General features: G+C 61.4%; 17 protein-coding genes. 3 read left to right on the top strand and 14 right to left on the bottom strand.

Features of this window, described 5'->3' with window-relative positions:
- Positions 1-31: 31 nt before the first annotated feature.
- Both I6E74_RS13850 and I6E74_RS13845 read right to left on the bottom strand, forming a co-directional pair.
- Positions 32-1,270 carry a PrsW family intramembrane metalloprotease gene (locus tag I6E74_RS13850; protein WP_197126682.1) on the bottom strand — a complete coding sequence of 413 codons (1,239 nt, stop codon included), beginning with the start codon at positions 1,268-1,270 and terminating at the stop codon, positions 32-34.
- 43 nt (positions 1,271-1,313) lie between these two features.
- A complete protein-coding gene (locus tag I6E74_RS13845) occupies positions 1,314-2,141 on the bottom strand; it encodes a hypothetical protein (protein WP_197126681.1) in 828 nt (275 codons plus the stop codon).
- A gap of 125 nt (positions 2,142-2,266) precedes the next feature.
- Here I6E74_RS13845 and I6E74_RS13840 point away from each other — a divergent pair, with 125 nt between their 5' ends.
- Both I6E74_RS13840 and I6E74_RS13835 read left to right on the top strand, forming a co-directional pair.
- Entirely contained in the window at positions 2,267-3,742 is a 1,476-nt protein-coding gene (locus I6E74_RS13840) for an AlkA N-terminal domain-containing protein (protein ID WP_197126680.1), read from the top strand.
- Between the two features lie 9 nt (positions 3,743-3,751).
- Entirely contained in the window at positions 3,752-4,378 is a 627-nt protein-coding gene (locus I6E74_RS13835; RefSeq protein ID WP_197126679.1) for a protoporphyrinogen oxidase, read from the top strand.
- Positions 4,379-4,481: 103 nt separating this feature from the next.
- Here I6E74_RS13835 and I6E74_RS13830 read toward each other — a convergent pair whose 3' ends face one another.
- The 4 genes from I6E74_RS13830 to I6E74_RS13815 form a co-directional block, all read right to left on the bottom strand.
- Positions 4,482-5,942, bottom strand: a complete 1,461-nt coding sequence (locus I6E74_RS13830; RefSeq protein ID WP_197126678.1) for an aspartate ammonia-lyase — start codon at positions 5,940-5,942, stop codon at positions 4,482-4,484.
- 129 nt (positions 5,943-6,071) lie between these two features.
- Positions 6,072-8,219: a DEAD/DEAH box helicase gene (locus tag I6E74_RS13825; RefSeq protein ID WP_197126677.1), complete on the bottom strand. Its 2,148-nt coding sequence runs from the start codon at positions 8,217-8,219 to the stop codon at positions 6,072-6,074.
- Between the two features lie 208 nt (positions 8,220-8,427).
- Positions 8,428-8,772 (bottom strand): DUF6804 family protein, encoded by a 345-nt coding sequence (locus I6E74_RS13820; protein WP_307784488.1) that lies wholly within the window; start codon positions 8,770-8,772, stop codon positions 8,428-8,430.
- A gap of 49 nt (positions 8,773-8,821) precedes the next feature.
- Entirely contained in the window at positions 8,822-10,705 is a 1,884-nt protein-coding gene (locus I6E74_RS13815; protein WP_231605075.1) for a DUF2207 domain-containing protein, read from the bottom strand.
- 67 nt (positions 10,706-10,772) lie between these two features.
- Here I6E74_RS13815 and I6E74_RS13810 point away from each other — a divergent pair, with 67 nt between their 5' ends.
- Positions 10,773-12,104: a M20/M25/M40 family metallo-hydrolase gene (locus I6E74_RS13810; protein WP_197126676.1), complete on the top strand. Its 1,332-nt coding sequence runs from the start codon at positions 10,773-10,775 to the stop codon at positions 12,102-12,104.
- A 20-nt stretch (positions 12,105-12,124) separates the two neighbouring features.
- Here the strand turns inward: I6E74_RS13810 and I6E74_RS13805 are convergent, their stop codons facing one another.
- From I6E74_RS13805 to I6E74_RS13770, 8 genes are all read right to left on the bottom strand, one after another.
- Positions 12,125-12,994 carry a glycerophosphodiester phosphodiesterase family protein gene (locus tag I6E74_RS13805; RefSeq protein WP_307784487.1) on the bottom strand — a complete coding sequence of 290 codons (870 nt, stop codon included), beginning with the start codon at positions 12,992-12,994 and terminating at the stop codon, positions 12,125-12,127.
- 164 nt (positions 12,995-13,158) lie between these two features.
- Complete coding sequence (locus I6E74_RS13800) at positions 13,159-14,061, bottom strand: ribokinase (protein ID WP_197126674.1); 903 nt, start codon at positions 14,059-14,061, stop codon at positions 13,159-13,161.
- Positions 14,062-14,100: 39 nt separating this feature from the next.
- Positions 14,101-15,573 carry an SDR family oxidoreductase gene (locus tag I6E74_RS13795; protein ID WP_197126673.1) on the bottom strand — a complete coding sequence of 491 codons (1,473 nt, stop codon included), beginning with the start codon at positions 15,571-15,573 and terminating at the stop codon, positions 14,101-14,103.
- 67 nt (positions 15,574-15,640) lie between these two features.
- On the bottom strand, positions 15,641-16,483 hold the full coding sequence (locus I6E74_RS13790) for a CAP domain-containing protein (protein WP_197126672.1): 843 nt from the start codon (positions 16,481-16,483) through the stop codon (positions 15,641-15,643).
- 58 nt (positions 16,484-16,541) lie between these two features.
- A complete protein-coding gene (locus I6E74_RS13785; RefSeq protein WP_197108834.1) occupies positions 16,542-17,399 on the bottom strand; it encodes an aldehyde dehydrogenase family protein in 858 nt (285 codons plus the stop codon).
- Positions 17,396-18,907 (bottom strand): aldehyde dehydrogenase family protein, encoded by a 1,512-nt coding sequence (locus I6E74_RS13780; protein WP_197126671.1) that lies wholly within the window; start codon positions 18,905-18,907, stop codon positions 17,396-17,398. Before I6E74_RS13780 ends, I6E74_RS13785 begins: the two co-directional genes overlap by 4 nt.
- An 8-nt stretch (positions 18,908-18,915) precedes the next feature.
- On the bottom strand, positions 18,916-19,929 hold the full coding sequence (gene deoC, locus I6E74_RS13775; protein ID WP_197126670.1) for a deoxyribose-phosphate aldolase: 1,014 nt from the start codon (positions 19,927-19,929) through the stop codon (positions 18,916-18,918).
- On the bottom strand, positions 19,926-20,870 hold the full coding sequence (locus I6E74_RS13770; RefSeq protein ID WP_197126669.1) for a sugar-binding transcriptional regulator: 945 nt from the start codon (positions 20,868-20,870) through the stop codon (positions 19,926-19,928). Before I6E74_RS13770 ends, deoC begins: the two co-directional genes overlap by 4 nt.
- Positions 20,871-20,900: the final 30 nt, after the last annotated feature.

Raw genomic sequence — 20,900 nt, 5'->3', positions numbered from 1 at the left:
GAGGTCGAGTTTGGGCGTAGCGATCAGAACCTTACGGTCGCGGCGCACCCGTGAGCGCGTGGCGTGCTTCGATGATTGCACCGAGCAATACCGCTTCGTCAGCGATTGCCCCGATCCGATCCCGTCCGGTGATGATGCGTTGGCGAGCGAAAGCGAGCCGAGTGGCCTCTTGGATGTATACCTTCATCGTGGCGCGCTTGTTGTGTTGCGCCGCCCACGTCAGGGCCCGTCGACGTCCCTGGGAAGTCGCGAGAACCGGCACCTCATCCTGATTGAACCAGCCAGCATTCGCGTATTCGGTGAGTCGCTCGAAAGTCATGCGCTCTTCTTGGCGGCGCAGGTACACCACGATGATGATGGCGATCACGAAGAGCGGCACCTGCACGATGGCGTAGTAACCGAAGAAGTCGCTCACAAAGAAGAGGGCGCCATTCCAGAGGGCGTGCAACGCGATCGCGAGGCCGAGGCCTGCGGCAAAGACGCCGACGCTGCGGGCGTTACTTGTCGATCGCACGGCAAAGCCCAATGCGATACCGGTGCAGGCCGTGAACATGACGTGCGCAAACGGTGACATGAGCCCGCGGATGAGGAACACCTGCAGGATGCCTGAGCTGTTATCCCCAGCGCTGAGCAGTTCGGAACCGAAATAGAGAATGTTCTCGGTGAAAGCGAAACCGCCCGCGATCCACGCTGCGTACACGAGGCCATCGACCGGACCATCGAAGTGGCGTCGCGCGACCCAGAAGATCACCAGAATGCCGAGCGCTTTGCCCGCTTCTTCAACGATGGGCGCTTGAATCGCTGCCGAGAAGAATTCGTAGCCGGGGCCGGGGCCTCCGAGAGAGTTGATTACGTTGTCGATCTCGGCTCCCACGATGAGTGCGAGCAACACCGCAACGCCGGCGCCCCAGAGAAAGGCAAACACCACGGCGAGCCGAGGCTCCGGCTCCCAACGGTCGATCCAGCGCACCGCGAAAAACACGACAGCAAGCGGGACTACGGCCAGCACTCCCCCGATAGCGAAGGCATCAGTCCCGATGCCCGAAATTACGTAGACGACAACGAAGAGAAGAACGAACGAGAGTGCAATGACTCCCAAGATTCCCAGAATAAGCAGGCCTGGTCCCCGAGGCTGAGGCACATGCGGAGGCAAGTGGTGTTGGCGCGCCTGATCGGCGATCTCGGCGGAGGCCGCCGTCGGGTGCGGTGCTGATCGTCCAGAAGATGCGGTGAAATCGGGAGTCGCAGAAGCAGAATGGCTCTCGGTCATGTCAACGAGACTAGCGTGCGGGCGGCACCCCGCCGTGTCGCCGCTACTCTGCTTCTTGCTGCTCGCGCAGAATGCTAAGCGCGCGAGTGACGCGATCGCCGAGCCCGGCGACGCGCTTCTTGGACGAGCGCTCGGCATCCGCGATGAGGCCCATGAGCTCGCCTCGATAGACATCGTGAGTCGACCGCACTGATGCTCTGAGACCGAGCGAGGCTTGGGCCGCGATGACGCCGATAACGCAACTCGCGATTAGAGCAAGCACCGCGACAACGACCGCCCAGCCCGGCGAGGACTCCGCGGCAACCTCACTAGCCGAAGCAACCACCAGTCCGAGAGCAAGAACGGGGGCGATTAGGCGATAGGGGGTGCGCACGCTCAGTTGCAGCGCCGCAGCGATGGTGGTGGCATCCGTGTTCAATCGACCGCGTGATGCGCTGTCGATGGCGTTAACACGAGCGCGAAACTCGTCAACCTGGTCTTGATGGATGCGCAGCCCCGCCGACTCGATGAGTTCGTCGCGCACAAGACGGTAGCTGTCGGCGGGCGGCCGAACGATGACTACCGCGATAATTGCCACGATCGTGACCGCTACCACTACCGTGCTGAGCGCGATAAGGATGGCCGCGGGTGCCTGCGCTGGCTCGGCAAAGAACAGTCGGGTGCTCCAGTCGGCCGCGATCGTGAGCGCGACAATCCCCAGCCCCGCCGTCGGCACGATCCACGCGACCGGATGTAAACGCAGTCGGGTGCGAACTCCGCGCGCGAGGCGGAGGTCATCGAAGCGGGCGGTGGCGTAGTCAGCGAGTTGCGCCGAGAACGCAATAAGCCACAGTGCTGCCACAACGGTAAGAGCTGTCCACGAAGATTCCACGGTGCGACTTTAGTCGTTCACGCTCCCCTTGCGCATGGTCACCGGGGGCAGTCGAGGGGAAACGGTGCCGTGGTGATGTCTGATTTCCGCTGGTCGCGCGTGGCTGGGGGTGGCACAGTTAAGGCATGCCCTCCCCCACGCTCAGCTTCGATGAGCAATACCGCGCCCTTTGTTCGCGGGATGCTCGCTTTGACGGTCAGTTCATCGCTGGCGTGCACTCCACCGGAATCTATTGCCGCCCCAGTTGCCCTGCGGTCGCCCCCAAACCGCGCAATGTGCGTTTTTACCGCACCGCTGCCGCCGCCCACGAAGCAGGACTTCGCGCCTGCAAACGCTGCCAACCGGATGCCGTTCCCGGCTCGCCCGAATGGAATCTCAACGACGACCTTGCCTCGCGCGCTATGCGACTCATCGCCGACGGTGTTGTCGAACGCGACGGCGTAGAAGGGCTATCGACACGTCTCGGCTACACAAGTCGCCACCTCACACGCGTACTCTCCGCCGAACTCGGCGCCGGTCCGCTCGCACTCGCCCGCGCTCACCGCGCCCAAGCCGCCCGCACCTTGCTCGCCGCGACAGAGCTCAGTATTTCTGACGTTGCGTTTGCTGCCGGGTTTTCCAGCATCCGTCAGTTTAACGACACCATTCAGGCGGTGTACGAAACCACACCGAGCCAACTTCGCGCCCTTGCCCGCCGCGGGGCTGCAGCCCATCCCCACGGTGCCGTCGAACGACCGTCAGCGCTTACCCTGCGATTGCCCACTCGCGCCCCATTCGACGGCGCCGGGCTCATGACATTCTTTGCCAACCACGCCGTTGCCGGCATCGAGACCGCGACCGACACCAGCCTTGAGCGCGCGATCCGGCTTCCGGGAGGCATCGCTCGAGTGCGGCTAGAACTCGGCGACCACGGCATCCTTTGCACAGCCCAATTGGCCACCATTTCGGATGTAGCCCCGCTCGTGGCCCGCGTACGTCGTCTTTTCGACCTCGACGCCGATTCGCTCGCTATCGATCGCGCGCTGAGCAGCGATCCGGCGCTGGCTGACTCTGTGGCACGTGTTCCCGGAATGCGCCTCCCCGGCAGCGTCGACACCGAAGAGACCCTCTTCCGCACGCTCATCGGCCAGCAGATTTCCGTGGCTGCCGCCCGCACGGTGCATGCCCGCGTCGTGAAAGAACTGGGCAGCGACGGGCTGTTCCCCTCCGCGGCCGTGCTCGCAGCATCCGGAGCACAGGTTCTGCGGGGTCCGGCCGCGCGCGTTGCGAGCATCCTCGGGGTCGCCGAAGCCATCGCCTCGGGTGACCTCGACCTGGACGTCTCGACCCCTGTCAACGAATTCACAGCAAAGTTGGTGGCGATGCCCGGAATCGGCCCATGGACCGCGGGCTACATGGCGATGCGTGTGCTCGGCAACTCCGACATCATGCTCAGCAGCGACCTCGTTGTTCGGCAAGGTGCTGGGGAGTTGGGGCTGCCCGACACCGCGAAGGCTCTCACCGAATACTCACGCCGGTGGGCGCCGTGGCGAAGCTACGCGTGCATGCACTTGTGGCGATCGAGGCCCGTGCAGGTGGAGCGAAAGGCAACGTCACCGTAGGCTGGGGTCATGAACGCCAGACTCTTCATCCTCGGTTTCGGTATCGCTGTCGGATACGTTGTTGGCGCCCGCGCGGGCCGCGAACGTTACGACCAAATGAAGGGCAAAGCCACCCAAGTGTGGGAGAGCCCTCGAGTGTCGAGCGCGCGCACTTCGGTCGAAGAATATGCCCGCACTCAGGGCCCCATCGTGCGTGACAAAGCAACCGCCGTTGCCAAAGCGACGCCCGGTTTCGTGAGCGAAAAGGCGAAGGATGTCGCCGAGAACACTCGGGAATTTGCCGAGCACACGCGCGACACCGCCAAAGATCTCGCGGAGAACGCGAAGAAGTCAGCCAAGGAACTGGCGGAGAACGCGAAGGAATCGGCGAAAGAGCTTGCCGACAACGCCAAGGAATCCGCCAAGGGACTCGCCGATCGTGCGTCGAACACCGCCCGCGGTGCCGTCGGTCGCGTCACGGAAACTGCTGACGACGTTCGCGAGAACGCTAATAAGGAACTAGCAGAGCTTCGCGAACGCGGCGAAGAAGCCATCGACCGCGCTTTCATTACCGCGGGAAAAGCGCGAGATGAAGCCCTCGCTCCACTTGATGACGAAGACGATGAGGACTACGACGAACCGGCCACCCAGAAGTAAAGCCCCACGCCGTTCTCGGTTATCGCTCACGAGCGACCTGACCACACAAAGACGCCCCAGCCTCTCGTGAGAAGCTGGGGCGTCTTTCTGGTCTACCGGGTGGCTACTTTTGTTCTTCCAGCCAGGGCAGCGAGATCGCTGCGGTCATCGGCGAAGTTCCGCTGAGACGCTCGGGCGTGAGAACACGCTTCACGTCTTCTTCCTTCATGAGCCCCGACGAGACGACGAGCTGCGCAATCGACGCGTTTGTCGTGAGAGCCGTATGCGCAAGATTCGCTGCCGCCGCGTAGCCGATGTAGGGCGTCAGCGCCGTCACGACGCCGACGCTCGTCTCGACCTGAGCCGCGAGTCGCTCTTCATTGGCCGTAATGCCATCGATGCAATTCTCCCGCAACGTACGGCAGGCATTGGTCATCCACATCACTGATTGCAGGATCGAGTGAGCGATCACCGGCTCGAAAGCGTTGAGCTGCAACTGGCCAGCTTCCGCGGCTGCCGTGACCGTGGCATCCGCTCCAATCACGCTGAAGGCAACTTGGTTGACGACCTCAGGGATAACCGGGTTGACCTTGCCGGGCATAATCGACGACCCGGCCTGCTTGGCCGGCAAATTGATCTCGCCGAAACCTGCCTGCGGACCGCTCGACAGCAGCCGAAGGTCGTTACAGATTTTTGAGAGCTTGACAGCAGAGCGCTTGAGAACGCTACTGAGGGTCATGAAGATTCCGACGTCGCTTGTGGCCTCGATGAGGTCAAACGCGGTCTTCATCTCGATGCCGGTGGCCTCGGTGAGGTGACGGCGCACCGCTTCGGCGTAACGAGAGTCGGCGGTGATACCGGTGCCGATCGCGGTGGCGCCCATGTTGATCTCGCTCATGAACGGCAAGACCTCGGTGAGGCGCGCGTAATCTTCTTCAAGCGTGTGGGAGAACCCCGTGAACTCTTGACCAAGCGTCATCGGCACGGCATCTTGCATCTGCGTGCGACCGATTTTGAGGATATTGACAAACTCGCGTCCCTTGGCACCGAACGACTCCGAGAGCAACTCGTGCTCCACGAGCAGGCGCCGCACGCCGAAGACCATCGCAAGCTTGATCGCCGTGGGGTACACATCGTTCGTGCTCTGGCTGCGGTTCACGTCATCAATGGGATGCAGGAACGAGTATTCGCCCTTGCTGTGTCCCAAAATTTCTAGGGCACGGTTCGCGATCACTTCGTTCGCGTTCATATTGGTCGACGTTCCGGCACCGCCCTGGATCACTCCGACACAGAACTCTGCGTGCAGAGAGCCATCGAGGATCTCTTGGCAGGCCTGGTCGATAGCGTGCGCCTTGCGTGATTCGAGAACGCCTAGTTCGGCGTTAGCGCGCGCTGCTGCCTGCTTGATATGAGCGAGTGCGCGGACAAGATCGGGGTAAACGGAGATAGCGCGACGCGTGATGGGAAAGTTTTGCATCGCGCGTAGCGTGTGCACTCCCCAATACGCATCAACAGGGACCTCAAGCGAGCCGAGTGAATCGGATTCGATACGGGTGGCGGTGTTCTGCACAGAGGTGTTGCTCAACTCTTTTTCTCATCTCCATTGATTTTTGGCGCGACGCACAAGCGTTGTGATCACGCCTCAAGTGTACGCTCGCGCAGAGTCGTGCCGGAGGAAAGAGCCGTGGCCAGAAAGCCACTTCTTAACGTGCCGCTAGTCTTTGATCGCGTCTCGCAAGAGCGCTGAAAGAGCCTGCAATTGGATGTTCGCCTCGGCCACAACAGCCTCGTCAGAACCGTCGAGCGCGCGGGCGGCAAGGCCAGCTTTGCTGTCGATCAGCTCGGCTATGCGAGCATCGATCGTGTGCGCGGCGATGATGCGCCAGGCGGTGACCGGAAGCTCCTGACCGATGCGGTGCACGCGGTCGATTGCCTGCGTCTGCTCGGCGTTGGTCCAGCTCAACTCGGCAAGCACCACGTTGGATGCTGCCTGCAGGTTGAGCCCGACACCAGCGGCGGTGAGCGACGCAACCACAATCGCGACATCCGGATCATTGGCGAACGAATCAATAGCGTTCTGACGCGCCTTGGCACTCTGATCGCCACGAATGGACACAGCCTTGAGGCCAACCTTGGCGAAATGTGCTTCTGCGGTGTCCATGACATCGATGTGCTTGGCGAAGAAGACGACCTTGCCCACGGAGCGAGCGAGCTGCGCCGTGTAGTCGGCGGCCAGCGTTGCCTTGGCCTGACCGATGCGGCGCACCATCGTGAAGACGTTCTCGCCGGTGGTTGCACTCTTCGACTCTTCGAGTTCGGCGTGAGCAACAACCCGAATGAGGTCTTCGATAGCCACGTCGGGCTTGAGCTTGCGTACTCGTGTAAACCGGTCGACAAGGCGGGCGGTGAGAGCCTGTTCTGCGGCCCGAATCGAGCGACCGAGGTCGTCGTCGAGCTCCACCGGGATGTCGGCGATGCGGCGGGCAGGAATGTCGGCAGCGACGTCAACCTTCTTGCGACGCACGATTCCCATATCGATAACAGCACGGCGTGCTTCAGAGAAGAACCCGGGATCGGCTGGCGTGAGATCGGAGTCTTCGAGCTTCGACATGAGCGGCGCGAGCGGCTTGGTGCCGTCGATCCAACCGAGGAATTGCCAGATAGCGCGGAAGTCTTCGATCGAGTTGATCAGCGGTGTTCCGGTCAGCGCCATGAGGAGCGCTTTCGGGTAGGTGGCGCGGATGCTTTGCGACAGGCTCAGAACGTGCTTGGAGCGTTCAGATTTGAGGTTCTTAATGAAGTGGGCTTCGTCGACGACCATGCCCTTGAAGCCGAAACGGCCGAGCCAGCCGACGTGGCGGTCGAGAACTTCGTAGTTGACGATCACGACGTCGCTGAACGCGTCTACCGTGTCGCCGTCACCGTGCACGACCGTCGCGCTGCGACCCGGAGTCCAGAGTTCAACTTCGCGTTCCCAGTTGGTTTTCACGACGTTCGGCACCACGACAAGCAGCGGGTACGAGTTAGAGGCTTCAGCTGCCATTAACGCCTGCGCGGTCTTGCCAAGTCCTGGCTCATCGGCGAGCAAGAAGGTGCGGTGACCCTGCTTGACGACCTCGACGAATCGCGCCTGGTGACGCATGAGTTCAAGATTTCCGCGGGTGCGCAGCGATGCGGCCTCTGGCAACTCCATCGATGCCGCTCCACCGCCGGAGCCGTGCTCAAACGCACGGAAGAGAGGATCAATGAGTTCCCAGTTAGCGAGCCGGTTGCTGTGTTCCTTCTGCGGAGCAATCGCGCTGAAATCGGGGGCCAAGAACGGGTTCGCCATCTGCATTTGACGAACGGATGCGGGAACAACCTGCTTCTCGACCTGCTTGTCAACGGGCTTGGGTTCTTCGGTGATGATCAGCTCATCGGGGCTCAACTCGACACCGGCGTCGAGCAGAAGGTCACGGCGCAGCGCCTTCGCTGCGGGTGTGATCGGTGCTGACTCCCCCAACATCGACAGCAGGCTCGTATCCCGAGCGGCCGTCTTAGCCAGAATGCCCGCGAGGCCATCGAGGCGCTTTTGTTCATTCGCGCGCTCAGAGTCAGTGAGGGTCGCATCCGTCTTTACTCGAGCACGTTCTTCGCGCAGCAGCAGTGCCGCAACTTGGAAGCGGGCACGGTTGGCGGGCTTCAGCGGTCCTTTTTGCACAGCAGTTTCGACCTCGCGTGCGGCACGGGCCAACACGGGGATCACACCGGTGTCATCACCGGGACGAGCACGACGACGCTGAGCGCCGCCCGCTTGGCGCTGACCCGAATTTTTGGGTCGCTTGTTGCGCTGTGCGGAATCGGACTTTGACGAGGTGGTCAATTATTCTCCTGGCGCTAGGCGAGCGGCTCAGTCGCGGGTACGAGGACTCATAGCCGTTGAACGAATAGACGTTGCCACGATAGGGACTTCAATAGAGTGACAACATCCACTCAAGGGAGCCAGACCCAACTGCGATGCGATTGGTGGTCTCAAGGGATGCGTGAATCAGTCTACGCAGAAAATCACCAGAGTGCGCTATCCGCGCGAATTAACCTCGACTTGTGGAGTCGGTGACGCGTGCTCCCACACCGACCGCGATGAACACGAGAGCCGCCGTGTAGTGCAGCCCTTGCAGTAGTTGCACGTCAGCAATCTCGATGGGAAAAATCGGATTCCACAGGATGGCAATGGGAATGAGCCCGACGGCCCACCACCACTGGCGAACCTGCCAGACGAGCACAACGCAGATAAGAGCGAGGATGCTCACGACATAGCGCACGATCGTAAAGATCTCGGTTCCGACGACGCCGGCGCCCACCAACAGCACAAGCACGGCAAGAATGGCGGCGGGTAGTGCCACGCGTCGGGGGCGGTTCGGATACGTTGCACTCACTCGTTCGAATATACCCGCCTGCACGAAGTTAAGTTCGCCGCCCGGCGCTCTAGACCCCGCCGCCTCCACCGCCGCCGCCACCGCCACCTGACGACCCGCCACCGCCGGAACCACCGCTGGAGCTGCTGGACGCACTGCCGGAGTACGAGTTCGCGATCGACGAAGACACCGTCGAGATGCTCGATGCGAAGACTGCTGCGTTGAATGCTCCCGAGCCCGAATACCATTCGGGCGGCTCCTCGGCGTAGTAGTTACTCAACTCGGTCAGCCACTGCTTCTCGAGACCAAAAATGACGGCGTAGGGAAGAAGCTTTTCGTACACTGCGAGAACATCGGCAGCGCCGGTGTCCTCGTTGTGTTCCCGAAGGGCGCCCGCTGGACTTTGCAACATGCGCAATCGATCGGCCTCAGCCAAACGGATATACAGCTCAAGCCCCGCGAGATGATCCCGCAGCTCCGCCCCCTCCGGAGTGAGCGGCGACCGAAACAGCAAGAACACGCACGCGAAGGCAACCCCCATCGTGAACACGATCGCCACGAACGGAAACGCCGATCCATACGAGCCCGTGATCAGCACTGCTCCGAAAACGATCGAGGCTAGGGCCGCGAGTGCTGCCACCAGCAACGGGAGGTAGCGATTGGCCGGCACCTTTCGTCGATACCCCGCGGAGATCAGTCCAGAATGCTGTTTCTGCACAATCTTGTAAAGCGCGCGACTGAGCTTGGAGTCCGCTGTTTTCAGTTCCCGAATCGCTCCGTGGTGCAGGGAATTACCGAAGAGTGCCCGCAGTATTTCTAACTCGTACCCCTCGACCCTCGTAGGGTCAACGAGTTCAAGCCGGTACTCCGTTCGCGTACGGAACATTCCCTTGGACTCCTGCTCAAGCACACGCACTGTGCCACGCACAGCAAAATCCAGAATCTGAGCAGCAACCACTCGTGTGCGCTTATTGATCACGAGAGCGGCGGTAGCGACCGAAACTCCCTTCGGCGGCGCATACTCAGCAATGATCGTCGGACGCCCAGCGGCATCCGCAAGTTGGGTACGTCGCAGACGGATCGCCCAGATGAGGGCACTCAGCGCAGCAAGAAAGCCAACCGATTGCCCGTATCCCGCCGGGGAGGCCAAATAGGAACTGTCACGCTCGACGAACGTGCCAGGTTCAAAGCCAAACGCGACCGTGACATTCTGGCCTCTCTGCAGCAGTTCATGCGTCGCGACGTACGTATCGGCATCGCGGGCAGCGATCTCGCACTGTTGCGTGGATCGCGCAATGCCCCAATAGCAATCGGGCTCCACCACCAGAGCGTCGCTGAGCCCCTCACCTAAGTGAATGGTGGCCTCAACCGAGCCGAAGGGCTGATTCCACCCGGTGCCGTTGGTGTCCCAGTAAAACTCGTCGGCGTTAGTGTCGGGGGCGAATGCTGTGACGTTCGATTGCTCGTAGCTAAAAATATACGTGTTGGGCCCCTCCACGAAAGAGGTAGCGGCGCTCGTGACGAGAGTGAACTCGTCATCATTCTCGACGTCGAACGGCCGTGCTGTGCCCGTCTCATCCGTCACGGAAATGTTGTGCACGTCGACCGGGACACCCTTGTAGTAGTTGGGGATAGCCCGGCGCATCCCACGGTTTTGATCGGCAGGAAAAATAGCGACGAACGTTTCTACCGTGCGTAACGTCGACCGGCCGTCAGAATCCCGATCAAGGAAGAATTCTGCCTCATAACTATCGAAGACAAAATCGTCGAGACCCGTGCGAACTACGCTCGCTGAAGCGGAGGAGCCGGCTGAGACGGCTACCGGAGGGGTAGCGGCAGGAGCGGCAGCGGGAGTTAAGCCGAGTACGAGAACAATCGTGATTACGCTCAGAAACCGGGCTCCGACTCGGGCCAAGGCCCGAATCCCGACCATCCGCAATCGACCGTTCGTCATGCTGTCTCCGATTTCCTTCACCCTCGCGGGAAAACACGCACCGCCCAGTGCTCGCTAGAGTCGACGTATGAAGAGTGCTTTGGCTGTCGAACATCTGCAAGAACTCGTTCGAATTCCCACCATTTCTCGGGAGGATGCCTCCACTACCGAATGGCAAGAGTTCGACCGTTTCGCCCAGACGCTGCGCAAACTGTATCCACTGTGCCACAGCCGGCTCGAGCGCGAAACGGTGCTGGACCATTCCCTGATTTTCCGCTGGCGCGGTCGCGCATCGACCGAACCCGCTGTGCTCATGGGGCACTACGACGTCGTCGCGGCCACTAACGAAGGCTGGAAACGGCCGCCGTTCGCTGCCGAACTCAGCGGCAAAGACGATGAGCAGCTGATTTGGGGTCGCGGCACGCTCGACGACAAAGGTTCTGTTATCGCCATCCTTGAGGCGGTTGAGACGCAACTCGAAGCTGGCCTCGTTCCGGCTCAGGACATTTATCTGTGCTTCGGCCACGATGAGGAAACTCACGGAACCGGGGCAGCCGCCATTGTCGATCTTCTCGAAAGCCGAGGCATCACACCCACCCTCGTGCTCGATGAGGGGGGCGCCATCGTTGATGATGTCTTCGAGCAGGTCGATTCCCCGATGGCCGTGGTTGGTGTTGCGGAGAAGGGCACAGCAGCTCTTCGACTCACCGTCGATCAGTCGGGTGGACACGCTTCTACACCGCCGAAAACCCCCGCCGCCGTGCGTCTTGCTCAGGCCATCGTCCGTCTCAACTCTCGTCCTTTTCCGTCGCGACTCACTCCCACGGGCGCTGACCTCATGCGACTGCTCGGCGAGCACGCTGGCGGCGTTACCGGTTACTTGCTGCGCAACGTGTCGTGGACCAAAGCACTCCTCGTGCCGATTCTTGTGCGCAAAAGCGACGAGCTCGCCGCCATGATGCGTACGACCCAAGCGGTCACGATCCTTGAGGGGGGTCACGCCGTCAATGCCATGCCCGAGCGGGTCAGCGCCGTCATCAATGTGCGCATCGCCGTGAACTCAAGTCTCGACGAGACGGTCAAGCATGTGACGCGCGCGATCAACGACAAGCGCGTTCGGGTGACGGTTGACTCCCCCGGCGAGCCATCGCCGGTTTCGGCTACCACGGGCCTCGCCTGGGAACTGCTGCGCTCAACGATCGAAAAGAGCTTCCCCGGAACCCTCGTAACCCCCTACGTACAAAATGGAGCTACGGACAGCCGCCACTTCACCCGCATCAGCACCGGCGTCTACCGCTTCACGCCGTTCGCGATGGCACGAGAGGTGCGCGACACTCTGCACGCGCGCAATGAGCGGATGCTCGTCAGCAGTTACCTCGACGGCATCGCGTTCTATCGAGCCCTCATCGCTTCGCTGTAGGTGAGTCGTACACGACTGCGTTATCCCGCTGCGGCACGACGAGGTGCTAGCGGGAGGGTATTTGCGTCCGAGACTTCTTTCGCGATCCACGTGCCGAGCTCTGCCGGACGATCGGTGACGATTCCGTCGACGCCAAGGGCAACAGCATCCGACCACGTGTCTGAATCGTTGAGGGTGTAGATCAGGATGCCGAGCCCCGCATCGTGAACGCGCTGCACGAGGGTGGGGTCGCGAGTGATGGCTTTCTTGCTCGTGACGAGTGCCACCGCCCCTGATGCTGCCGCGAGTTCCGCCGGGTCTCCGACGATGTCTCCAACGATGAGCATCCCGGGTAACTCTGGACTCACCCGCTGCACGGCCTGCAGCGTCATGATGTCGAAGCTGCCGATGATCACGTGGTTGTTCACGCCATTGCGGGCAATCAGATCGGCGACGAGCGCCACCTGATCGTCGGTCCATGATCCTTTGAGTTCGAGGATGGCGTTCTTTGTCGACCAGCGAAGCACCCCTAAGAACTGCTCAAGGGTGGGCACACTGGCTCCCGCGAATTCCTCGCCGAACCACGAGCCAGCGTCTAAGGCAGAAAGCTCCTCGTAGGTGTATTGCCACACCGGACCAGTGCCGTCTGTCGTGCGATCAACGGTCCAGTCGTGCATGAGCACGGGAACGCCATCGGAGGTCAGTTGCACATCCGTTTCGACATAGTCGGCCGCGCTATCGAGCGCGAGACTCAAGGCGTCGATCGTGTTCTCGGGAGCAACGGTCTTGTCGCCGCGATGACCGGCGATGAACGCGGCCTCCCCCGGCGCCTTAAGCGAGGTGAAAACTCCCGCCGCATGCACGCGAGCGACGTTGGCGTTCAGCACGAGAGCAAGCGTGACCGCCGTCACTATCGTGGCCGCTAGCGCAGCTCTCCGTGCTCGAAGATGGTGTTTCGGGTGTGCCAGGTGGTGCGATGTCGCCATTGACTCGCCGTCCTTGTGTCGGGTTGCCGCACGTTCACGGTGACCCCACTATAGCGAGCCTGTTACCAATCCGTTACCTTTTCGGCGGATTAGTTAAGGCGTGTCTCAATTGCTGCCCGGTGCGGAATCGACGGCACAGCACCGTGATTTTCTACCGAAATGGATGCCGCAGCGCCAGCAAAGCGCAGAGCATCATCCATCATCATTCCTTCGACGACGCCCGCGGCGAAGGCACCACAGAACGTGTCGCCAGCGCCCGTAGCGTCTACGGCCGTGACCCGGTGAGCGGGAACGACGACCGGCTCAGAGCCGACGCGGTGAAGAGCAGCACCCTTCGAACCCAGGGTGACGATGACGGTAGAGACGAGGCTCAAGAGTCGCTCTCCCACTCCCTCAAGGTCAGCAGAGAGGCCATTATCGCGCGCGAGCTCAGTAGCCTCGTGCTCGTTGACGATCAAGATGTCGAGGTTATCCAGCAGCTCTTTGGGGAGAGCCTGAATGGGTGCTGCATTCAGAATCACGCGCGTGCCAACGGCACGAGCGATACGAGCTGACTCGATCACGGTAGCCAGCGGGATCTCCAGCTGCATCATGAGAGCGGATGCTGCGCTGATCGCGGCAGAGTCTTCGCTCGTGAGGTTAGCGACGTCGTTATTGGCACCGGCCTCAACGATGATCGTGTTCTCGCCCGTGGGATCGACAGCGATGAGCGCGGTTCCGGTTGGCTTGTCTGTGGTCTTGAGGTGCGACACGTCGATAGAGTCGGCTGCGAGTCCGGTGCGCACCATTTCGCCGAAACCATCGTTTCCGACGGCGCCGATAAAGGTGGTTGCTACTCCCGCGCGCGCTGCGGCAACAGCCTGGTTTTGACCCTTACCGCCGAGCGCGGTGTTGAGCCCTTGAGAAAGGACGGTCTCTCCCGGAGAGGGAATCCGTTCTACCCGAAAGACCTGATCAATGTTTGCGCTACCGACGACAACGATTCCTGACATTAGTCAAAAATAGCGCATTCCTAGCCCGCTCGGCGCACTTTATTCGGCTGACTCGGCTTCGGCCGCTGCCACAATCCGGTTCACCATGCCGCTAAAGATCACACCATGGAAGGGCAAAATGGCCGCCCAATACAGCCGACCGCCCAAACCGCTCGGGAAGAATACGGCGCGCTGGCGATACAGCGCACCCTCGTCACCGCGATCCTCAACGGTCAGCTCAAGCCACGCCCGCCCGGGAAGCTTCATCTCGGCACGCAACCGCAAACTGTGCCCACGATCGATGCTTTCCACTCGCCAAAAGTCGAGAGCATCGCCCGTATTGAGCGTGCTCGGATGCCGCCGGCCACGACGCAGGCCGACCCCACCAACCAGCTTGTCGAGCCAGCCGCGCAGAGCCCACGCCAACGGGAAGGAATACCACCCGTTCTCACCACCGATTCCCTCGACGACGCCCCAGAGGGCCTCCGCTGACGCCGGAGTTTCACGTTCTCGAAGGTCGGTATAGACCGTGTGCCCCGTCCATTCCGGGTCGCTGGGGAGCGGATTGCTCGGCGCACCGACAACTGTGGCATCCTGCCAGCTCGTCTCTACCTCGCCATCGCCCATCTTTACTAGGGCCAAGCGCACCGAAGCGCGGTACCCCGTGAGGCCGCCCTCGGGCTCAGGAATGAAATCGGACACCGACGTGTCGCGCACGACACAGTCGAACTGAAGCGACTCAATAATCGGCACAGCGAGCAAGCGCGGGATGGGCGTCACCAAGTTGACCCACTGCGAGGCCAGCCACGGGGTCAGCACCGGCAATGATGCGATGGGGCGCTGGTGAAGCCCCGCCTCGAGAGCGTAGCCATTCATCATTTGGCCGTAGCGCAGCACATCCGGGCCGCCGATGTCGAAGCTGCGATTGAGCTCTGCTGGCAGTTCGAGGGCAGACACGAGGTAATAGAGCACGTCGCGCACCGCGATCGGCTGAATAAAGTTACGCACCCATTTCGGTGCGGGCATGTAAGGAAGCACCTCGGTGAGGTGGCGGATCATCTCGAATGATGCCGAACCCGAACCGATCACCACGCCGGCGTTGAACGCAATGGTGGGCACACCAGATTCCAGCAGGATGTTGCCCACCTCGGCGCGACTGCGCAAGTGGCGGCTGAGCTCAGAGATATCTCCGGCGGGGTGCAAGCCACCGAGATAGACGATGCGCGAGACACCCGCCTTCTTGGCCGCCTTTGCCACGTTGGTCGCGGAGAGCTTCTCGGTCTTTTCGAAGTCCCCAGCGGCGCCCATGGCGTGCACGAGGTAATAGAGCGCATCGATGTCGACCATGGCGTCGGTGAGAGAGTTCGCGTCGGTGAGATCACCGACGACAACGTCGACATCCTCACGCCACGGGACGTCCTGCAGCTTGCGGGGGTTGCGCACCAGAACGCGCACCGTATGACCCGCTTCGATCAGCCGAGGTACGAGTCGGCCACCCAAATATCCTGTTGCTCCAGTTACGAGAACGCGCATGCGACAACACTAGGCAGCGCGACTGGGAAGCAGCGCACAAACGCCTAGATACTCGCCCTAGGGGCTTCTATTGACGGGCGCGACGCGCTACAGGCCGTCGTGACTTTAGACGACGCCACACCACGAACCAGAAGCCTCCGCCGACCGCAAGCAGGGTGAAGAAGATGGTCCACGAGATCCAGGTGTAGTCGGGGCGAGCGCCATAGACGCTGGCCTGCAACTCGGCTTGCGAGAGCGTGGGAGCGGCATCGCCGTCAATCTCACCAATTGCTCCGTCGGAGGACGACCCCGAGGATGAGTTCGTTCCCGTGCCCGCGTCGCCCGTCTCGCTGGCGGTCGGGGTGGGAGTCGGCGTTGCGGAGGCGGTTGCCGAATCGCTCGCCTCCTCAGAAGGCTCAGGATCGGGATCCGGTGCGGGCGCTGCGGAAGCCGCATCCGGACCAGTGTGGCCTGGGTAGGTCGCGAAGACCTGAACTCCCCACGTTGTTCCCCCGCTGGAGTAGAAGGCGATACCGATGTCGGTGAATGCGCCCAGGATGTTCTCGCGGTGGCCCTGCGACGCCATCCAGCCATCATGCATCGCCTGAGCGGTGCGGTAGCCCTGTGCCACGTTTTCGCCAGCCGAACGCCAGCCACTCGGGATCTGATCCGAATAGTTGGGGTTGTGCGACATGGTGTTGTTCGCCGCCATCTTCTTGGCCCACGCCAAAGCGACCGCGTCCATCTCAGCGTTGCGGATGAGGCCAAGCTGACCGTCATCCCACCGAGCTTCATTTACGAGACTGTAAATCGTGTCTGCCTCTGCCGCAGAAGCGGGGCTGGCTGCGGCGACAGGGACCAGAAATATCGCCAGCAGGAAGGCAAAGGCGGCGCTGACAATACGAGACGGAGTGTGGCGTGAAAAAATCATTACTCAGCAAGTATCCGTAGATACGCGCGCTGGGCAACCCCCACGCCACACCTCTCGGCTAAATCAGAGACTTCGTGTGCCAGACCGTTTTCGTTTCGGTCCACTGAACGATGCGTTCAACGGAGGGCGCAGGAACCCCTACAACCGGGCCGAGCACGCGCTTAAGCGTGTCGGCTGCCGCGATTTGAAGGTCAACCCACTCGAGCTGTTCTGCTCCGGCGAGGTCGAGACCATTGACATCCGCATGGCTCGCAAGCCACGGCGCAATCTCCGCTGGTGACCCCGTGAGGATATTGACGACACCACCGGGAACGTCACTCGTCGCGAGAACCTCAGAGAGGCTGATCGCGCTGAGCGGAGCGTTCTGGTGAGCAACCACGACAACCGTGTTGCCGCTGACGAGAGCCGGAGCAATGACGCTCACGAGGCCGAGCAACGACGACGAGTCCTGCGGAGCAACGATCGCGATAACGCCACTCGGCTCAGGCGTTGACAGGTTAAAGTACGGACCAGAAACGGGGTTACCGTTACCGGCAACCTGCACGTACTTGTCTGCCCAGCCTGCATACCAAACCCACGCATCGATTGCCGTATCGAGCTGTGCGGTCGCTGCCGACTTCGAGAGAGATTCGGTAGCCATGAGCTCGTCGATGAACTGCTCGCGACGACCCTCCAACAGCTCGGCGATGCGGTACAGCACCTGGCCACGGTTGTAGCCCGTGGCCCCCGACCAGCCGCTGAAGGCTGCGCGGGCGGCGACTACGGCATCCCGTGCATCCTTGCGGCTTGCCAGCGCTGCGTTCGCGAGGAAGGCACCCTTTTTAGTGGCGACTTCGTAGGTGCGGCCGCTTTCGCTGCGCGGAAACTTGCCACCGATGTAGAGCTTGTAGGTCTTAGGAACCGTGAGACGGGTCATTTCTTGCCACCTTTCGTGACGGCGGGCGCGGCCCATCCAGCGGATTCTAGGTAGGAGGCCAGTCCGTGACGGCCACCCTCGCGGCCGTAGCCACTCTCTTTGTAGCCGCCGAAGGGCGACGCAGGATCGAAACGGTTGAACGTGTTGGCCCAGATCACGCCAGCACGCAACTTGTCGGCCACCGCGAGGACTCGTGAGCCCTTCTCGCTCCAAATGCCCGCAGACAGGCCGTAGGGCGTGTTGTTGGCCTTAGCGATAGCTTCTGCTGGGGTGCGGAACGTGAGAACGCTCAGCACAGGCCCGAAGACTTCTTCGCGAGCGATGCGACTCGAGGTCGACACGTTCGTGAAGATGGTTGGTGCAAACCAGAAACCGTTGTCGGGAATCGGGCAGTCGGCGGTCCAGCGCTCGGAACCTTCGGCCTCACCAATGTCGCTGAGTTCACGGATGCGGTCGAGCTGAGCCTTTGAGTTGATCGCACCAATGTCGGTGTTCTTGTCGAGCGGGTCACCCATGCGCAGCGTGGATAGCCGCGCCTTGAGACGGTCGACGACCTCGTCGTGCACGTTCTCTTGAACCAGCAGTCGCGATCCTGCACAGCAGACGTGACCCTGGTTGAAGAAGATGCCGTTGACGATTCCCTCAATGGCCTGGTCCATGGGGGCGTCATCGAAGACGATGTTCGCCGCCTTGCCACCGAGTTCGAGAGTGACTTTCTTGCCCGTTCCTGCGACCGACTTCGCGATTGCACGGCCAACACCGGTTGAGCCGGTGAAGGCGACCTTGTTGACGTCGGGGTGGTTGACGAGCGCGTGGCCCGTGTCGCCGGCGCCGGTGACGATGTTGACGACACCCTTGGGCAGGTCAGCCTGCTGCAGGATTTCGGCGAAGATCATCGCGCTCAACGGAGTGGTCTCTGCCGGCTTGATCACGACGGTGTTTCCTGCCGCGAGCGCCGGAGCGATCTTCCACGCGAGCATGAGCAGCGGGAAGTTCCACGGGATTACCTGAGCGGCAACACCGAGCGACTGCGGGTTTGGGCCGAGACCGGCGTAGTCGAGCTTGTCAGCCCAACCGGCGTAGTAGAAGAACCAGGCAGCAACGAGAGGCACGTCAACATCGCGGCTCTCCTTGATCGGCTTTCCGTTATCGAGGCTCTCGGCAACAGCAAGCTCACGAGCCCGCTCCTGCACGAGGCGCGCGATGCGGAAGAGGTACTTGCCGCGGTCAGCGCCCGAGAGCTTCGACCACGTGCGGTCGTAGGCCTTGCGGGCTGCAGCGACGGCAACATCCACATCGGCGCTGTTGGCGTTGGAGATCGAGGCGATCTCCTTTTCGGTCGCCGGTGAGATCGTGCTGAACGCGTCGCCGCGGCCATCCACAAATTCACCATCGATGAAGAGACCGTAGTGCTTCTTCAAGTGCAGAACCGAAGTCGATTCGGGGGCTGGGGCGTAGTCGAGAAAACTCGGGACCTTCGCGCTCAGTGCTTTATCGTTCTCTGTCATGGTGTGCCTTAGTCAATCGTGACGTAGTCGGGGCCGGAGTAGTGGCCGGTGGTGAGCTTCTGACGCTGCATGAGCACGTCATTGAGAAGACTGGATGCTCCAAAGCGGAACAGGTGCGGCTGAAGCCATTCCTCGCCCACCGTTTCAGCAACCGTGACGAGGTACTTGATGGCATCCTTCGAGCTGCGGATGCCGCCAGCGGGCTTCACACCGATCTTCTCCCCGGTGAGCAGGTGCCAGTCGCGCACAACCTCGAGCATGAGGAGGGTGACGGGCAAAGTCGCGGCGGGCGCGACCTTACCGGTGGACGTCTTGATGAAGTCTCCCCCGGCCAGAATTGCCAGCCAGGATGCGCGGCGAACGTTGTCGTAGGTGTTGAGCTCGCCGGTCTCCAAGATCACCTTGAGGTGAGCGTAGGTGCCGTTCTCGCGGCGGCAGGCTTCTTTGACCGCCACGATCTGATCGAAGACGACACCGTACTTGCCGGAGAGGAAGGCGCCACGGTCGATGACCATGTCGATTTCGTCTGCACCGTTAGCGACGGCTTCCTTGGTGTCCATGATCTTGATCGGCAACGAGGAGCGTCCGCTCGGGAACGCGGTCGCGACGGCGGCAACGTTGATTCCGTTGTCTGAGCCGTGTGACCAGGATGACCCGAGGGCTTCGGCCGCGTAGGGAACCATGTCGCCGTAAACACACACGGCTGCGACCTGAGGAGTCGAGGCATCCGAAGCATCCGGCAGTACAGCCTTGGCGGCGAGCGAGCGAACCTTGCCAGGGGTATCTGCGCCTTCAAGAGTGGTGAGGTCGATGAGCTTGATAATGGTGTCGAGCGCCCACGCCTTTGACGTGGTCTTGATCGAGCGAGTGCCGAGCGCTGCAGCACGCTGCTCAAGACCGACCGCGTCGACGCCCGGGAGCCCCTCAAGGTGAAGCTTGAGAGATTTCTCGGTCAGGTCTGCTCCGATGAGATTGACCGCGCGCTCAGCAGGAGCGAGCGCGATGGCCGATTCGATTGTCATGTAGTTTCCTCCAGAAGGGCGTGAGCGGTGGCCTCATCGGTGACGATGACGGAACACAGCCCACTCGTAACGACGGCGCGCGCGACGTCATGTTTAGCGTCGCCAGCGACGACAAAAATTGCGTGCTCAGCAGCACGGAGCTCATTAAGGCCGATACCGACGGTTCGTTCGTCGAGTGCCGAATCGACAATCTCGCCTGCGCTATCGATATAGCGGCCGACAACGTCGCCAACCGCTCCCTTAGCCACGAGCTCGTCAACATCGCTCTCAGTGAGGTAGCCGCTATCGACGTGCACGGAACTAGCCCCAGCAACACCAGCGCTATAGAGATACGCGGATGCCGAAGCACCCAACGCACGAACACTTGCCACCGTTCGGTCACGTTCGATCGCACGCTTCGTTTCGACCTGCTCGAGAATTGCGGGGATCGGCAGCAACGTTGCTTGACCGTGTCCCTTTTGCGCAATGGTCACTGCGGTCTGAGCTGCGGTGCCCTGCTTGCTGTTGAGGCTCACTCCGCCGTTGATCTGTACTACTTGAACACCGATAGTCCAGCCGTCAGCGAGCAAACGAGCGACCTCGTCGAGAGTGCGGCCCCAGCTCACGCCGAGGGTACGCGGAATGGGGCGCACGGCAGCGAGGTAGTCGGCGGCGGCTTGCGCCACCCGAGGGCTCACTTCTTCGTCTTCGGCGGGAAGCGGAACAACAACGGCATCTTTGAGGCCGAAGCGGTCTCGCAGCTGACGTTCGATATCCAGCCGGCGGGCTCGGGGGTGCACGATCTCAATGCGAACAATTCCGGCTTCGCGAGCGCGAGTGAGCAGACGGCCCACTTTCCACCGGGTTATTCCGAGGAGGGCGCCGACTTCGTCTTGCGTCTTGTTCTCTTCGTAATAGAGCTCGGCAACGCGCACGGCCAAGAGTTCGGTTGATTCATCCACTGCTGCCTCCTGCTTCAACGATAGAGTCAC

The sequence above is a fragment of the Salinibacterium sp. SWN139 genome (genome assembly GCF_015864625.1).
GTDB lineage: Bacteria > Actinomycetota > Actinomycetes > Actinomycetales > Microbacteriaceae > Rhodoglobus.
The sequence above is the reverse complement of the archived record's forward strand: the minus strand, read 5'-3'. Positions and strand labels throughout refer to the sequence as shown.

Bases quoted from the DNA above. Each gene is read 5' to 3' on its own strand.
- I6E74_RS13795 (WP_197126673.1), bottom strand. From the start codon at position 15,573: ATGCGCGTTCTCGTAACTGGAGCAACAGGATATTTGGGTGGCCGACTC.
- I6E74_RS13835 (WP_197126679.1), top strand. From the start codon at position 3,752: ATGAACGCCAGACTCTTCATCCTCGGTTTCGGTATCGCTGTCGGATAC.
- deoC (WP_197126670.1), bottom strand. From the start codon at position 19,929: ATGACAATCGAATCGGCCATCGCGCTCGCTCCTGCTGAGCGCGCGGTC.
- I6E74_RS13810 (WP_197126676.1), top strand. From the start codon at position 10,773: ATGAAGAGTGCTTTGGCTGTCGAACATCTGCAAGAACTCGTTCGAATT.
- I6E74_RS13790 (WP_197126672.1), bottom strand. From the start codon at position 16,483: ATGATTTTTTCACGCCACACTCCGTCTCGTATTGTCAGCGCCGCCTTT.
- I6E74_RS13785 (WP_197108834.1), bottom strand. From the start codon at position 17,399: ATGACCCGTCTCACGGTTCCTAAGACCTACAAGCTCTACATCGGTGGC.
- I6E74_RS13800 (WP_197126674.1), bottom strand. From the start codon at position 14,061: ATGTCAGGAATCGTTGTCGTCGGTAGCGCAAACATTGATCAGGTCTTT.
- I6E74_RS13840 (WP_197126680.1), top strand. From the start codon at position 2,267: ATGCCCTCCCCCACGCTCAGCTTCGATGAGCAATACCGCGCCCTTTGT.
- I6E74_RS13850 (WP_197126682.1), bottom strand. From the start codon at position 1,270: ATGACCGAGAGCCATTCTGCTTCTGCGACTCCCGATTTCACCGCATCT.
- I6E74_RS13780 (WP_197126671.1), bottom strand. From the start codon at position 18,907: ATGACAGAGAACGATAAAGCACTGAGCGCGAAGGTCCCGAGTTTTCTC.
- I6E74_RS13815 (WP_231605075.1), bottom strand. From the start codon at position 10,705: ATGACGAACGGTCGATTGCGGATGGTCGGGATTCGGGCCTTGGCCCGA.